This is a genomic window from Cupriavidus sp. PET2-C1, from assembly GCF_054515855.1.
In genome coordinates this window covers 564,034-577,254 of sequence record NZ_JBTNRJ010000003.1, presented here as the reverse complement: position 1 = coordinate 577,254, position 13,221 = coordinate 564,034, and the positions used below count along the sequence as shown (strand labels likewise).

11 protein-coding genes are annotated in these 13,221 nt (G+C 67.7%); 6 read left to right on the top strand and 5 right to left on the bottom strand.

The window, feature by feature from the left end:
- The first annotated feature begins 14 nt into the window (after positions 1 to 14).
- From ACX12D_RS36365 to ACX12D_RS36350, 4 genes are all read left to right on the top strand, one after another.
- Positions 15 to 467 carry a nuclear transport factor 2 family protein gene (locus tag ACX12D_RS36365; protein ID WP_459376680.1) on the top strand — a complete coding sequence of 151 codons (453 nt, stop codon included), beginning with the start codon at positions 15 to 17 and terminating at the stop codon, positions 465 to 467.
- Positions 464 to 1,969, top strand: coding sequence for an aldehyde dehydrogenase (NADP(+)) (locus ACX12D_RS36360; RefSeq protein ID WP_459376679.1), 1,506 nt, complete (start codon positions 464 to 466; stop codon positions 1,967 to 1,969). The genes ACX12D_RS36365 and ACX12D_RS36360 overlap by 4 nt, the downstream gene beginning before the upstream one ends.
- Positions 1,963 to 2,268: a Dabb family protein gene (locus ACX12D_RS36355; RefSeq protein WP_459376678.1), complete on the top strand. Its 306-nt coding sequence runs from the start codon at positions 1,963 to 1,965 to the stop codon at positions 2,266 to 2,268. Before ACX12D_RS36360 ends, ACX12D_RS36355 begins: the two co-directional genes overlap by 7 nt.
- 144 nt (positions 2,269 to 2,412) lie before the next feature.
- Positions 2,413 to 3,513, top strand: a complete 1,101-nt coding sequence (locus tag ACX12D_RS36350) for an SMP-30/gluconolactonase/LRE family protein (RefSeq protein ID WP_459376677.1) — start codon at positions 2,413 to 2,415, stop codon at positions 3,511 to 3,513.
- Between the two features lie 83 nt (positions 3,514 to 3,596).
- Here the strand turns inward: ACX12D_RS36350 and ACX12D_RS36345 are convergent, their stop codons facing one another.
- The 4 genes from ACX12D_RS36345 to ACX12D_RS36330 are packed head-to-tail and all read right to left on the bottom strand — an operon-like array spanning position 3,597 to position 8,978.
- Positions 3,597 to 4,778 carry an L-talarate/galactarate dehydratase gene (locus tag ACX12D_RS36345; RefSeq protein WP_459376676.1) on the bottom strand — a complete coding sequence of 394 codons (1,182 nt, stop codon included), beginning with the start codon at positions 4,776 to 4,778 and terminating at the stop codon, positions 3,597 to 3,599.
- Positions 4,779 to 4,830: 52 nt separating this feature from the next.
- Positions 4,831 to 5,814 carry a Bug family tripartite tricarboxylate transporter substrate binding protein gene (locus ACX12D_RS36340; protein ID WP_459376675.1) on the bottom strand — a complete coding sequence of 328 codons (984 nt, stop codon included), beginning with the start codon at positions 5,812 to 5,814 and terminating at the stop codon, positions 4,831 to 4,833.
- A gap of 57 nt (positions 5,815 to 5,871) precedes the next feature.
- On the bottom strand, positions 5,872 to 7,416 hold the full coding sequence (locus ACX12D_RS36335) for a UxaA family hydrolase (RefSeq protein WP_459376674.1): 1,545 nt from the start codon (positions 7,414 to 7,416) through the stop codon (positions 5,872 to 5,874).
- 23 nt (positions 7,417 to 7,439) lie between these two features.
- The gene (locus tag ACX12D_RS36330; RefSeq protein WP_459376673.1) at positions 7,440 to 8,978 is read right to left on the bottom strand and encodes a UxaA family hydrolase; all 1,539 of its coding nucleotides are present in this window, start codon (positions 8,976 to 8,978) and stop codon (positions 7,440 to 7,442) included.
- Positions 8,979 to 9,228: 250 nt separating this feature from the next.
- Here ACX12D_RS36330 and ACX12D_RS36325 point away from each other — a divergent pair, with 250 nt between their 5' ends.
- Positions 9,229 to 10,275: a LacI family DNA-binding transcriptional regulator gene (locus ACX12D_RS36325; RefSeq protein ID WP_459376672.1), complete on the top strand. Its 1,047-nt coding sequence runs from the start codon at positions 9,229 to 9,231 to the stop codon at positions 10,273 to 10,275.
- An 8-nt stretch (positions 10,276 to 10,283) separates the two neighbouring features.
- On the top strand, positions 10,284 to 11,327 hold the full coding sequence (locus ACX12D_RS36320; RefSeq protein ID WP_459376671.1) for a LacI family DNA-binding transcriptional regulator: 1,044 nt from the start codon (positions 10,284 to 10,286) through the stop codon (positions 11,325 to 11,327).
- 151 nt (positions 11,328 to 11,478) lie between these two features.
- Here the strand turns inward: ACX12D_RS36320 and araD are convergent, their stop codons facing one another.
- Positions 11,479 to 13,221, bottom strand: coding sequence for an L-arabinonate dehydratase (gene araD, locus ACX12D_RS36315; RefSeq protein WP_459376670.1), 1,743 nt, complete (start codon positions 13,219 to 13,221; stop codon positions 11,479 to 11,481).

Here is a 13,221-nt window from a genome sequence, read left to right as displayed (position 1 = left end):
GATACATGACCAAGATGACCGCCAAATTCACCCCCGAACAACACGCCGCGCTGATCCGCCGCTACTTCGACGCCTGCAACGCGGCCGACTACGACGCACTGGTGGACTGCTTCACGCCGGACGCGGTGCACTATTTCCCCGCCGGCCTGCCCGAAGTGCCCTGGCGCACCGCTGACACCATCGCCAAGAAATGGATCTGGTGCGTGGAAACGCTCGGCTCGCAATGGACCATCGAGCGCCTCATCGTCAGCCATGACAGCCCGGAGGCGATGATCGAATGGACGCACTGGAAGAACAAGAGCGGCACCGCGCTGCGTGGCGCCGAGTGGTACGACTTCGATCCCGAAACCGGCAAGATCGCCGAAATCCGTGCCTACTACGCCTCGCCCGCCGACAAGGCGACGCCCATCAATGAACTGGTGGCGTTCGACTACGCGGGCCGCGGCTATCACCTGAAGAGCGTATGACCATGTCCTCCCTGCTGCAATCCATCGACGCGCGCAGTGGCCAGCCCATCGGCGCAAGCTGGCCGGCCTCCACGCCGGCGCAGATCGACGCCACTGTCGCCGCTGCCGCTGCCGTGGCCGGCCAATGGGGCGCCAGCCCCGCCGCGCAACGCGCCGCCCTGCTGCGCGCGCTGGCCGCCGCGCTCGAAGCGGATCGCGAAACCCTGGTGCCGCTGGCCGACCGCGAGAGCGGTCTCGGCCTGCCGCGACTGAATGGCGAACTGGACCGCACCGCCTTCCAGCTGCGCGGCTTTGCCGATGTGCTGGAGCGCGGCGACGCGCACACCAGCCTTGACGATCCCGCCGTCGCCGGCGCGCCACCCGCGGGGCGGCCGCGCCTGACACGCGTGCGTGTGCCCGTGGGCCCGGTGGCGATGTTCTCCGCCAGCAATTTTCCGTTTGCGTTCTCGGTGCTCGGCGGCGACACCGCCGCCGCGCTGGCGGCCGGCTGCCCGGTGGTAGTGAAGGCGCATCCCGCGCATCCGGAACTGTCGCGCAAGACCGCCGCGCTGGCGCAACGTGTGGTGGCCGGGCAAGGCCTGCCAGCCAGCATCTTCGGCTTTGTCGAAGGCGCTGGCATCGAGACCGGCGTACGCCTGGTGCAAGCGGAGGCAATCGCAGCCATGGCATTCACCGGCTCGTTCAAGGGCGGCACCGCGCTGGCCAAGGTGGCGGCTGAGCGAGCGCATCCGGTTCCCTTCTACGGCGAACTCGGCTCCGTCAATCCGCTCGTGGTATTGCCAGGCGCGCTGAGCGGCAACGGCGCCGCGCTGGCGCAAAACCTGGCCAGCTCGATCTGCCTGGGCAGCGGCCAGTTCTGCACCAGCCCCGGCGTGATCGTGGTCGGCAAGGATGCGGCCGGCGACGCCTTCGTGGGCGAGTTGGCCGGCGCCCTGCACGCGCTCGCGCCGCATGCCATGCTCAGTGCCAGCATTCGCGCCGCGTTTGACCAGGGCGTAGCGCGCTGGCGCGCGTCCGACAAGCTCAAGCCACTGCTTGGTGAAGTGGCGCGAGCGGACGCCGGCGCCCTGCCGCGCCCCTACCTCGCCGAGGTCGACGCCGCGGACTTTATTGCCGACCACAGCCTGCACGAAGAAGTCTTCGGCGCCGCCGCGCTGGTGGTGCGGATCGACTCGCCCGAGCAGGCGCAGCAAGTGCTGCGCGCCGTAGGCGGCTCGCTCACCGTAACGCTGTGGGGCGTGGATGCCGGCAGCGAAGCGCCGGACGCCGCCACGCTGGAACTCGTACGCGCCGCCACCCAGGTGGCTGGGCGCGTGCTGTTTGCGGGCGTGCCCACCGGCGTGGCCGTGACCGCCGCCCAGCACCACGGCGGCCCCTTCCCCGCGTCGACGCAACCGTTCACCACCTCGGTGGGCTACGCCGCGCTCGATCGCTTCCTGCGTCCGGTGGCGCTGCAAGATGCACCAGCCTGGCTGATTGCGCGCGAGGGGGTGCCATGCTGAAGGCAAGAATGCGGCATATCGTGTTGTTCCGGCGCAAGCCGGATGTGCCCAAGGACGCCACGCTGGAAGCCGCGCTCGCCGCGCGCATGGCGGCCCTGGGCGCGCTGATCCCCGCCATACGGAGCTGGCGCTTTGCCGCAAATGAACTGGATCGCGCGATTTGCTCGGACTATGTGCTGGAGTCCGAGGTAGACGACAAGGCGGCGCTGGATGCTTATCTCTTCCATCCCTTGCACCAGGCCCTGGTGGCGGATCTGAAGCGCTATTTCGAGTGGGCTGCGGTGGATTACACGGTTTGAGGCGGCGGGGTTTTCCCGCGCATCGGGCGCGACCGTCCCATTGGCTGGGAGTGCGCTGTCGATCCCGCCCCGCGAGCATCGCCAGCGCACCCAAAGCTTCCTATTGTATTGATTCCCGCAAGATCAACACAAAGGAGCCCGGGCATGGAGACACAAGCCGATTCGCACCAACCTGAGGAGCATCCGCTTCCGCTTCAGCAAGCCACTTCGCCTCGGCGTCGCGGCTTCCTGATGGGTAGCCTCGCACTGGCCGCCAGCGCTACCGCCGCTAATGCCACCGCGCAGTGGACGCCATCGCTGCGCTACCCTGACCCCAGCGTCGTCATCCTCGATCCGTCCTTCGCGAAGTACCGCCTGTTCAACGCCAGCGTGGAACAGCTCGCCACTGGCCTGCGCTGGGCCGAGGGCCCGGTGTGGATCGGCGACGGCGGCTACCTGCTTGTCAGCGACGTGGCGTCCAACCGCATCATGCGCTGGGACGAGGCCAGCGGCCAGCTCACGAGCTTCCGCGCGCCCGCCAACTATCCCAACGGCAACACGCGCGACCGCCAGGGCCGGCTGATCACCTGCGAAGGTGCCATCACGCGGCGCATCAGCCGTACCGAGCACAGTGGCAAAGTGGTCACGCTGGCCGACAACTTCGTAGGCAAGCCCTTCAACTCGCCGAACGACATTGTCTGCAAGTCCGATGGCTCCATCTGGTTCACCGACCCGCCCTTCCAGCTCAGCAACAACTACGAAGGCCGCATCGGCAAGCCGGAGCTGCCGCACGCGGTGTATCGCATCGACGGCGAGACCGGCAAGCTCACCCAGGTCATCAACGACCTGGCCGGGCCGAACGGCCTGTGCTTCTCGCCGGACGAGAAAACGCTCTATGTGATCGAAGGCCGTGCCCAGCCCAACCGGCTGGTGTGGGCCTACAGCGTCGGGCCCGATGGACGCCTGGCGAACCGCACCAAGCATATCGACGCCGACGGCCCCGGCGCGCTGGACGGCATCAAGTGCGACGAGGACGGCAACATCTGGGCTGGCTGGGGCAGCGGCGGCGCGCCCGGCGTGGACCCGGCACCGCTGGACGGCGTGATGGTGTTCAACCCCAAGGGCAAGCCCATTGGCCATGTCCGCCTACCGGAGCGCTGTGCCAACCTGTGCTTCGGCGGCCTGGAGAACAACCGGCTGTTCATGGCCAGCAGCCATTCCATTTACGCGCTGTACGTCAACACGCGTGGCGCTGGCGCGGCGTAACGCGAAGCGGGCGTTAAACGCAAGCGGCGCGCCCTGGAGCGCGCCGCTTGCGTATGGCTTAGTGCGCTATCGCTAACGACTGCCTACGGCCTCGCCCCAAACTCCACCTTGTCCGCCGTCCACGCCAGCGCCTGGTCGCTCAAGCTAAACCCAAGACCCGGCCGGCTGGGCACGATCATCCTGCCGTCGCGCAGTTCCAGCCGTTCGTTGAACATCGGCTCCAGCCATTCGAAATGCTCCAGCCACGGCTCCTGCGGATAGGCGGCAGCCAGGTGCAGGTGGATCTCCATGGCGAAGTGCGGCGCCAGCTTCAGGCCCTTGAAGTCCGCCAGGCTCATGATCTGCAGGAAGGGTGTGATACCGCCAACGCGCGGCGCGTCGGGCTGCACGAAATCGCTAGCATGCGCGGTGATGAGCTGTGCGTGCTCGCCGAAGCTGGTGAGCATTTCGCCAGTGGCGACCGGCGTATCGAGCGAGGTGGCGAGCGCGGCGTGGCCTTCGATGTCGTAGGCGTCCAGCGGTTCTTCAATCCACGTCAGGTTGAACTGCTCGAGCACGCGGCCGAAGCGCTGCGCGGTGGTGCGGTCCCATTGCTGGTTGGCGTCCACCATGAAGGGGAAGTCGTCGCCCAGCAGTTCGCGCACCGCTTTGACGCGCTTGAGGTCGGTGGCGGTATCGGGCTGGCCGACCTTGATCTTGATGCCGCCGATGCCGTTGGCGCGGGAGGCGTCGATGTTCCTCAGCACCTGGTCCAGCGGCATCGACAGGTAGCCGCCCGAGGTGTTGTAGCAGCGCACGGAATCCCGGTGCGCGCCCAGCAGCTTGGCCAGCGGCAGGCCGGCACGCTTGGCCTTGAGATCCCATAGCGCGATATCGAACGGGGCGATGGCCTGGGTGGTCAGGCCGCTGCGGCCCATCGACGCGCCGGCCCACAGCAGTTTGTTCCAGATGCGGGCGATATCGTTCGGGTCCTCGCCGATCAGCTCCGGCGCGATCTCCTTGGCGTGGGCGTACATGCCGGGGCCGCCGGCACGCTTGGAATAGCCGAAGCCGATGCCTTCGTGTCCGTCGCGGGTACGGATCTCGGCGAAGATGAAGGCGATTTCGGTCAGCGGGCGCTGCCGCCCGGTCAGCACCTTGGCGTCGCTGATCGGGGCGGGCAGCGGCAGGTAGACCAGCGAGACCTTTACCCACGCGATACGGTCGCCCGAGGCTTGTGCCGATGGTGCCAACGCGGCGGTTGCTTGATGTGAAACGTTGCTCATGAGTCGTCCTCGTCTGTCTCGAAGTCTGTCTTGCGGCCAGGCGCGTGCGCCATCATTCCGGCTTGATGCCGGCCTCCTTGATCACCTTGCCCCAGCGCTCGGTCTCGGACTGCACGAAGCGCGCGTAGTCCTGCGAACTGGATGCCACCACCACGAAGCCGTTGGCCTCCAGCTTGGCTCGGACCTCCGGCTGGCGGAACGCCTTCATCATCTCCGCCTCCAGCTTGTCGACGATAGGCTTTGGCGTGCCCTTGGGTGCGGACAGGCCAACCCATGACACCGCCGAAAAACCGGGATAGCCGGACTCCGCCACGGTCGGCACATCCGGGAACAGCGCGTTGCGCTGCGCGCTGGTGACCGCCAGCGCCCGCAGCTTGCCGGCTTTCACATAGGGCAGCACCGCGTCCTGGTTCACGAACATGGTGGGGATCTGGTTGGCCAGCACATCGGTCAGGGCCGGGCCGCCGCCACGGTAGGGAATGCCGACCATGTTCAGGCCCGCCGTCTGCTTGAGCAGTTCCATCGCGAGGTGGCCGGACGACGCATTGGTCACGCCGTAGTTGACCTTGCCCGGGTTGGCCTTGACGTAGTCAACGAATTCCTTGAAGGTCTTGGCCGGAAAGGCGGGGTTGACCACCAGCACGTTGGGACCGGCAATCAGCTGCGAGATCTGGGTGAAGTCGCGGCTGGAGTCATAGTCGGGCTTGGGCGACATGCCGTGCGCGATGGCGTTGCTGCCAATGCCGGAGAGCAGCAGCGTGTAGCCATCCGCAGGCGCCTTGGCAGCCTGCTCCGCACCGATGGTGCCGCCCGCGCCGCCCTTGTTCTCCACGATAAAAGGCTGCTTGAGCGCTTTGCCGAGTTGCTCGGCGATCAGCCGGCCCATGATATCGCTGGTGCCGCCGGCAGGGAACGGCACGATCATGCGCACGGGCTTGGTCGGCCAGGTATCGCCCTGCGCGTTCGCGGTGGGCATGATGCCTGCGAGCGCCAGTGCGCAACCGGCTAGGAACGTTCTTTTGCTGATGCTGGTCATGCTGTGTCTCCTGGATTTCTTTTAATGAGATGCGGAAAAAGCAAGAACTGCAGGGGATCAATCCACCACCCCGATCGGCCAGGGCACGAACTCGTTCAGCCCGACCCCGAGCGCTTCGCTGCAGGTCTTCTCGCCGGAGGCGTGGCGCAGGATCTGCGCGAAGATCTGCTGGCCCATCTGTTCGATGGTGGCCTCGCCGTCGATCACCACGCCGCAGTTGATATCCATGTCCTTGACCATGCGCTGGTACATCGGCGTGTTGCTGGCCAGCTTGATGGTGGGCGCGGGCACCGAGCCAAAGCAGGAGCCGCGTCCGGTGGTGAAGCAGATCAGGTTGGCGCCGCCGGCAATCTGGCCGGTAGCGGATACCGGGTCGTAGCCCGGCGTGTCCATGAACACCAGGCCATGCTGCATCACCGGCTCGGCGTATTTGTAGACCTCCATCAGCGGCGCGTTGCCGCCCTTCTTGGCGCCCCCGAGGCTTTTCTCCAGCACGTTGGCCAGGCCGCCCGCGTTGTTGCCGGGGCTGACGCGGCCGTTGATCTGCGTGTCGCGGCCTTTGTTGTACTCGAGCCACCAGTTGATGCGGTCCACCAGCTTCTGGCCTACCTCGGGCGTGACCGCGCGCGCAGTCAGGGTCTGCTCCACGCCGAAGATCTCCGAGGTTTCCGAGAGGATCGCGGTGCCGCCGTGGCGCACCAGGATCTCCATCGCCGCGCCCAGCGCGGGATTGGCCGAGAGGCCGGAGAAGCCATCGGAGCCGCCGCATTGCAGGCCAACGGTGATGTGCTCCGCCGAAGCCGGCTCGCGCATGACGGCGTTGGCCGTGGCGAGCATCTGCTGCACCAGCGCGATACCGGCCTCGATGGCGCGGCGCGTGCCGCCGGCGTCTTCGATCACCAGCGTCTTCAGCATCGGGCCGGGCTGCAAACCCTGGTCGGCCAGGAAGGCGGGCAACGCGTTGTGCTCGTGCCCCAGCGCAATCACCAGCGCGCCCGCGGTGTTGGGATGGCGGATATAGCCGCCGAGCGTGCGGCGCAGCAGGTCCATCGGCTCGCCGCTCATTTCCATGCCGCTGCCCTGTTCGTGCACATAGGGCACCACGCCATCGACATTGGGAAAATCCACCATGCGCTGGCCGTCGAACCAGTTGGCGATCTTGCGCGCCACCGTGGCGCCGCTATGGCCCACCAGGAACACGCCGATGTAATTGCGCGTGGCCACGCGGCCGTCCGCGCGCACGATGCCCATGAACTGCGCGCGCTGCGCCGGCGGCACGTATTCCGTGGGCTGGTAGTCCTGGCCGTGGCGATACTCCTTTACCAGGTCGCCGAAAGCGATGTTGTGGCTGTGCATCCAGGTGCCGGGCGCCAAGTCCTCGGCGGCGAAGCCGATCACCGTGTTGTACTTGAGCACCGGCTCGCCCTTGGCGATAAAGCGCGCGGCCACCTTGTGGCCGGACGGCACGAGCTGCAGCGTGACGAGGCTTTCGCTGGGTACGGTGGTGCCTGCCGGCACTTCCATGCGCGCCACCACCACATTGTCCTGGGGGTCAAGGCGGATAAAGGGATTGCGCGCGTTGTCCTGCATACTGGGATTCATCTTGTTGTCCTTTCCGAGTTCGTTCAGGCGAGCACGCCGATGGGCCAGGGCACGAACTCGTTCTCGCCTACCCCCAGCGCTTCGCTGCAGGTCTTCTCGCCGGAGGCATGGCGCAGCATCTGCGCGAAGATGCGTTGCCCCATCTGCGCCACCGTGGCCTCGCCGTCCGTCACCGGGCCGCAATCGATGTCGAGGTCATCCTCCATGCGTGTGAAGGTGCGCGTGTTGGAGGCCAGCTTGATGGTGGGCGCGGGCAGCGCGCCAAAGCCCGAGCCGGTGCCGGTGGTCAGGCAGATCAGGTTGGCGCCGCCGGCGATCTGTCCGGTAGCGGAAACGGCTTCATAGCTGGGCGCATCCATGAACACCAAGCCGCGCGCCGTGACAGGCCGCGCGTACTCGTAGACCGCCGTCACCGGCGAGCTGCCGGCGCGGCGCACGCCGCTGGCGGCCTTCTCCAGCGCGTTGCTCAGGCCGCTGGCGCCGCCGTCGGCCCGCACGCGGTGGTTGAGCTGGGTATCGCGCCCCGCGTGGTACTGGCGCCACCAGGCGATGCGCTGCGCGAGCTGGCCAGCCACCTCGGGCGTGGCAGCACGGGACGTGAAGCGTTGCCCCAGGCTCACCAGATCCACGGTTTCCGACAGGATCGCGGTGCCGCCCTGCGCTACCAGCAGGTCCACCGCCGCGCCCAGCGCGGGGTTGGCCGAAACGGCACAGAGGCCATCCGGCCCGGCGGATTGCAGGCCCACCACCAGGTGCTCCGCCGAAACCGGCTGGCGCACATGCGCGTTGGCCGCCGGCAGCATCTGCTCGACGATGGCGATGCCCGCCTCGATGGTGTTGGCGGTGCCGCCGATCTCCTGCATCACCAATGTCTTCAGGGCAGGGCCTACGGCAAGTTGCTCCTGCTCCAGGAAGCCGTAGATATTGTTGCGCTCGCAGCCCAGCGCGATCACCAGCGCGCCGGCGATGTTGGGATGACGGATGGTGCCCGACAAGGTGCGGCGCAGCAGGTCCATCGGCTCGCCGGTCATCTCCATGCCGCAGCCGATTTCGTGCACGAAGGGCACCACGCCGTCGACATTAGGATACGCGGCCAGGCGCGGCACGGTGAACCAGTCGGCCACTCTGCGCGCGGCGGTGGCGCCACAATTGCCCACCACGAACACGCCGATGTAATTGCGCGTGGCAACGCGCCCGTCGGCACGCACGAAGCCCTGGAAGGTGGCGCGCTGCGCGGCGGGCACCGCTTGCAGCGATGGGGTCGCGCAGACGGCCTCGCCTTGCGCACCGCTGGCAGCAGCATCCACCGCCAGATTGTGCGCATGCACCCACGCGCCGGCAGGCACGTCTTCGGCGGAGCGCCCGATGGCGATGCCGCCCTTGATCACCGGCTCGCCTTTGCGGATGGCCCGCGCGGCGAGCTTGTGGCCTGCGGGGATGTCCTGCAATGCGTTGGCGCCGGCTTCCGGCAGGGCCGTGCCTGCGGCGATCTGCGTACGCGCCAGCACGACGTTGTCGGGCTCGGACAGCCGGACGGTGAGCTTGGATTGGGACTGGTTCATGGTGTCTCGATGAGGCTTGGCGCAGCGTTTTGCCGAACGATGGCGGGCGGCGGCGCGCTCTTATGGATGCGCTTCCATTTTTCGGGATGGTGGCCGACAATACAAGCCTGCCCGGCGCCGCCGGGGCAGCGGTTTCCCATGATCTGGGACAAAGCCGCAGGTGAATGCACGCTGAAGTGATTCGCACCGATCAAATCAGGGAAAACGCGTAGCGGACGGCGCCGCCCCACCCAACACCGATACCAAGTCAATGGCAACCAGCAAGCCCGCGTCCTCACGGCAAGACGACCCTGCACCGGGCGGCGGCCGCATGATCGACGTGGCCCGCATGGCCGGCGTATCGCGCGTGACGGTCTCGCGCGCCATCAGCCATCCACACCAGGTCTCTCCCGCCACATTGGCGGCAGTGCGGGACGCCATCGCCAGGTTGGGCTACGTGCCCAACCTGAACGCCGGCAGCCTGGCCTCGCGGCGCTCGCGCATCGTCGGCGCCATCGTGCCGACGCTGTCCAACGCGTGGTTTGCCGAGACCATGGACGGGCTGGGCGAAGTGCTGGAGGACGGCGGCTACCAATTGCTGCTTGGCCAGACACGCTACCGGCAAACGCAGGAGGAGAACCTGATCGACGCCTTTATCGGGCGGCAAGTGGACGCCGTGGTGCTGACGGGCGTGAGCCACACTGGCACTGTGCGCGCCAAGCTGCGCCGCTGCGCAATGCCGGTGGTGGAAACATGGGATCTCACCGACGACCCCATCGATATGGTGGCGGGCTTCTCCAATCGGGCAGCGGGCGCCGCCGTAGCCGGACACCTGCTGGCGCGCGGGCACCGCCATCTCGCCTTTATCGGCGCCGAGGAAGATCGGGCGCTCAAGCGGCTGGCAGGCTACAGGGAGACGATCGCCGCGCAAGGCCTGCCCGATGTGATGGTGCGCACGGTCGAGCCGCCCTCCACCATGCTTGACGGCGCCCGCGGCCTCGTCGAACTGGTGCGGCAAAACCCGCAGCTGCAAGCCGTGTACTGCAGCAACGACACCCTCGGCGTGGGCGCGCTGCTGGCCTGCCGCGAACAGGGCTGGGCCGTGCCGGCGCGCATGGCGGTGGTGGGGTTCTCCGACCTGGCCATCGCGGCGGCCAGCGTGCCGGCGCTGAGCAGCGTCAAGGTGCCGTCGCATGAGATGGGCAGGCGTGCCGGGCAGATGTTGCTGGCGCGCCTTGGCGCACCGAGTAGCGCGCTGGGGCGCGAATCCCGCATCGTCGATCTCGGCTTCAGCGTGGTCGCGCGCGAAAGCAGTTGAACCCCGCCATGAAGCACAGCAAACCCTCCGCCCTGCAACCGCAAACGCGACCCGGCGCCGTGCGCATGTCGGACGTGGCCCGCGCCGCTGGCGTGGCGAGCGTGACGGTATCGCGCGTGATCAACCACCCCGACACGGTGGCGCCGGCCACGCGCGAGCTGGTGCAAGCCACCATCCGGCAACTCGGCTATGTGCCGGACCTGACCGCCGGCAGCCTGGCCTCCGCCCGCTCGAAGATCGTCGGTGCCATCGTGCCCACGCTATCCAACGCGTGGTTCGCCGACACCATGGATGGCCTGGCCGCCGCGCTGGCGCCGCAGGGCTACCAGTTGATGCTGGCGCAGTCGAGCTATCACCCGCGCGAAGAGGCAGGCCTGGTCGACGCCTTCCTCGGCCGGCGCGTGGACGCCATCGTGCTCACCGGCGTGAGCCACGAAAGAAGCGTGCGCGACAAGCTGCGCCGGCTCGGCCTGCCGGTGGTGGAAACCTGGGACCTGACCGACGATCCGATCGACATGGCGGTAGGCTTCTCCAACGCGGGGGTGGGTGCCGCGGTGGCGCAATACCTGTGCGAGCGCGGGCACAAGCGCATCGGCTTTATCGGCGCGGATGAGTTGCGCGCACGCAAGCGGCTCGACGGCTTGCAATCGCGCCTCGCCGAGCTTGGCATGGCGCCTGCCGAGGTGGACCTGCTGCCGCCCCCCTCCACCATCGACGCCGGCGCGCAAGCATTGACGCGGCTGCTGGAACGCGCCCCGCGCATCCAGGCCGTCTTCTGCAGCAACGACATCCTGGGCGTGGGCGCGCTGCTGGCATGCCGGCAGCACGGCTGGCAAGTGCCGGGCCGTATCGCCGTGGTGGGCTTCTCCGACCTGGCGATAGCGGCGGCCAGCTATCCCACGCTGACCACCGTGCAGGTGCGGCCGCGCGAGCTCGGCCGCCACGCCGGCGAGGTCTTGCTGCGCCGGCTGCAAGGCGCAGCGCGGCCCGGCCGGCGCGCACAGCGGGTAATGGACCTGGGCTTTCGCATCGTGCCGCGCGAGAGTGCATAAGCGCATCGATCTGGATCAACGTGGCAGCGCGCGCCGAGAGCCGGGAAATCGTGATCGGCGCCTACACCAATACCCAGGACTTCGCGATGCTGCATATCGGAGAGCGCACGCCGACCATGCTGGCAATTGACCGCACCGCAGCCGGCATCGCTCAATATATATCCGGCTCCGGCGTCGGCTCCGTCCCCCGCAGCAACGTGAAGTCACACCCTTCATCCGCCTGCGTCACCTGCTGCGCAAAGATCGCGCCGTAGCCTCGCTGGTAACGCGGCGGCGGCGGCACCCATGCGGCGCGGCGGCGTTCCAGCTCCGCATCGTCCACCAGCAACGCCAGCTTGCGCGCCGGAATGTCCAGCTCGATCAGGTCGCCCGTACGCACGAGCGCCAATGGCCCGCCAACAAACGATTCCGGCGCCACATGCAGCACGCACGCGCCGAAGCTGGTGCCGCTCATGCGCGCATCGCTGATGCGCACCATGTCGCGCACGCCTTGTTGCAGCAGTTTCCTGGGGATCGGCAACTGGCCCCACTCCGGCATGCCCGGCCCGCCCAACGGCCCGGCGTTGCGCAGCACCAGCACGCTGTTGGCGTCGATATCGAGGTCGGGCGCGTCGATGCCGGCGTTCAGCGCTTCGTAGCTCTCGAACACTACCGCGCGGCCGGTATGGCGGTGCAGGTGCGGCTCGGCGGCGGCTGGCTTGATGACGGCGCCGTTGGGCGCGAGATTGCCGCGCAGCACGGCCAGGCTGCCGCCGCTCACCAGCGCGCGCTCAACCGGCAGGATCACGTCGTCGTCATGGACCGGAGCGCCGGCGATGTTGGCGCCTAACGTGCGGCCGTTGACGGTAAGCGCATCCACCCGCAGCAGCGGGCGCAAGCGTTCCAGCAATCCACGCAAGCCACCCGCATAGAAGAAATCTTCCATCAAGTACTTGCCCGCAGGCCGCAGGTTGGCGATCAGCGGCGTGCTGGCGGCGAGCGCGTCGAAGCGCTGCAAATCCAGCGCCACGCCGGCGCGCCGCGCCATCGCCACCAGATGCACCAGCGCATTGGTGGAGCCGCCCAGCGCCAGCACGCACACCACGGCATTGTCGAAGGCCTCTGCGCTCAGCACCGTGGACGGCGTGAGGTCCTCCCACACCATCTCGACGATGCGCCGCCCGGTCTGCACCGCCATCTGCGCGTGGCGCGAGTCCGGCGCGGGAATCGAGGCCGCGCCCGGCAAGGTCAGGCCCATGGCTTCGGTCGCGCTGGTCATGGTGGAGGCGGTGCCCATGGTCATGCAGTGCCCGGGCGAGCGGGCGATGCCGCCCAGCACTTCCTCCCAGTCATCGTGCGTGATGGTGCCAGCGCGCAACTCGGCCCAGTTCTTGAACATGTCGGAGCCCGAACCGAGCGTCTTTCCGCCGGCATTGCCGCGCAGCATCGGCCCGGCCGGCATGAAAATGGCCGGCAGATTCATCGAGGTGGCGCCCATGATCAGGCCGGGCGTGGTCTTGTCGCAGCCGCCCATCAGCACCACGCCATCCACCGGATAGGAGCGCAGCAGTTCCTCGGTTTCCATCGCCAGCAGGTTCCGGTACAGCAGCGCGCTGGGCTTCTGGAACGGCTCGGCCAGCGACATGGCTGGCATTTCCAGCGGAAACCCGCCGGCCTGCCAGACCCCGCGCTTGACCTCCTCCGCGCGCGCCTTGAAGTGGGTATGGCAGGGGTTGATCTCGCTCCAGGTGTTGAGGATGGCGATGACCGGCTTGCCGCGATACTCCTCGGCGCCAAAGCCGATCTGCGCCATGCGCGAGCGGTGGTTGAACGTGCGCATCGACGCCTTGCCGAACCAGCGGTGCGAGCGCAGCGTCTCGGGCGTCCTGCGGATGGGCTGCTGTGCCTCTGTCAT

What these genes read in the sequence shown, in the direction of transcription:
- ACX12D_RS36365 (WP_459376680.1), top strand. Translation starts at nt 15, where the DNA reads ATGACCGCCAAATTCACCCCCGAACAACACGCCGCGCTGATCCGCCGC.
- ACX12D_RS36360 (WP_459376679.1), top strand. Translation starts at nt 464, where the DNA reads ATGACCATGTCCTCCCTGCTGCAATCCATCGACGCGCGCAGTGGCCAG.
- ACX12D_RS36355 (WP_459376678.1), top strand. Translation starts at nt 1,963, where the DNA reads ATGCTGAAGGCAAGAATGCGGCATATCGTGTTGTTCCGGCGCAAGCCG.
- ACX12D_RS36350 (WP_459376677.1), top strand. Translation starts at nt 2,413, where the DNA reads ATGGAGACACAAGCCGATTCGCACCAACCTGAGGAGCATCCGCTTCCG.
- ACX12D_RS36345 (WP_459376676.1), bottom strand. Translation starts at nt 4,778, where the DNA reads ATGAGCAACGTTTCACATCAAGCAACCGCCGCGTTGGCACCATCGGCA.
- ACX12D_RS36340 (WP_459376675.1), bottom strand. Translation starts at nt 5,814, where the DNA reads ATGACCAGCATCAGCAAAAGAACGTTCCTAGCCGGTTGCGCACTGGCG.
- ACX12D_RS36335 (WP_459376674.1), bottom strand. Translation starts at nt 7,416, where the DNA reads ATGAATCCCAGTATGCAGGACAACGCGCGCAATCCCTTTATCCGCCTT.
- ACX12D_RS36330 (WP_459376673.1), bottom strand. Translation starts at nt 8,978, where the DNA reads ATGAACCAGTCCCAATCCAAGCTCACCGTCCGGCTGTCCGAGCCCGAC.
- ACX12D_RS36325 (WP_459376672.1), top strand. Translation starts at nt 9,229, where the DNA reads ATGGCAACCAGCAAGCCCGCGTCCTCACGGCAAGACGACCCTGCACCG.
- ACX12D_RS36320 (WP_459376671.1), top strand. Translation starts at nt 10,284, where the DNA reads ATGAAGCACAGCAAACCCTCCGCCCTGCAACCGCAAACGCGACCCGGC.
- araD (WP_459376670.1), bottom strand. Translation starts at nt 13,221, where the DNA reads ATGACAGAGGCACAGCAGCCCATCCGCAGGACGCCCGAGACGCTGCGC.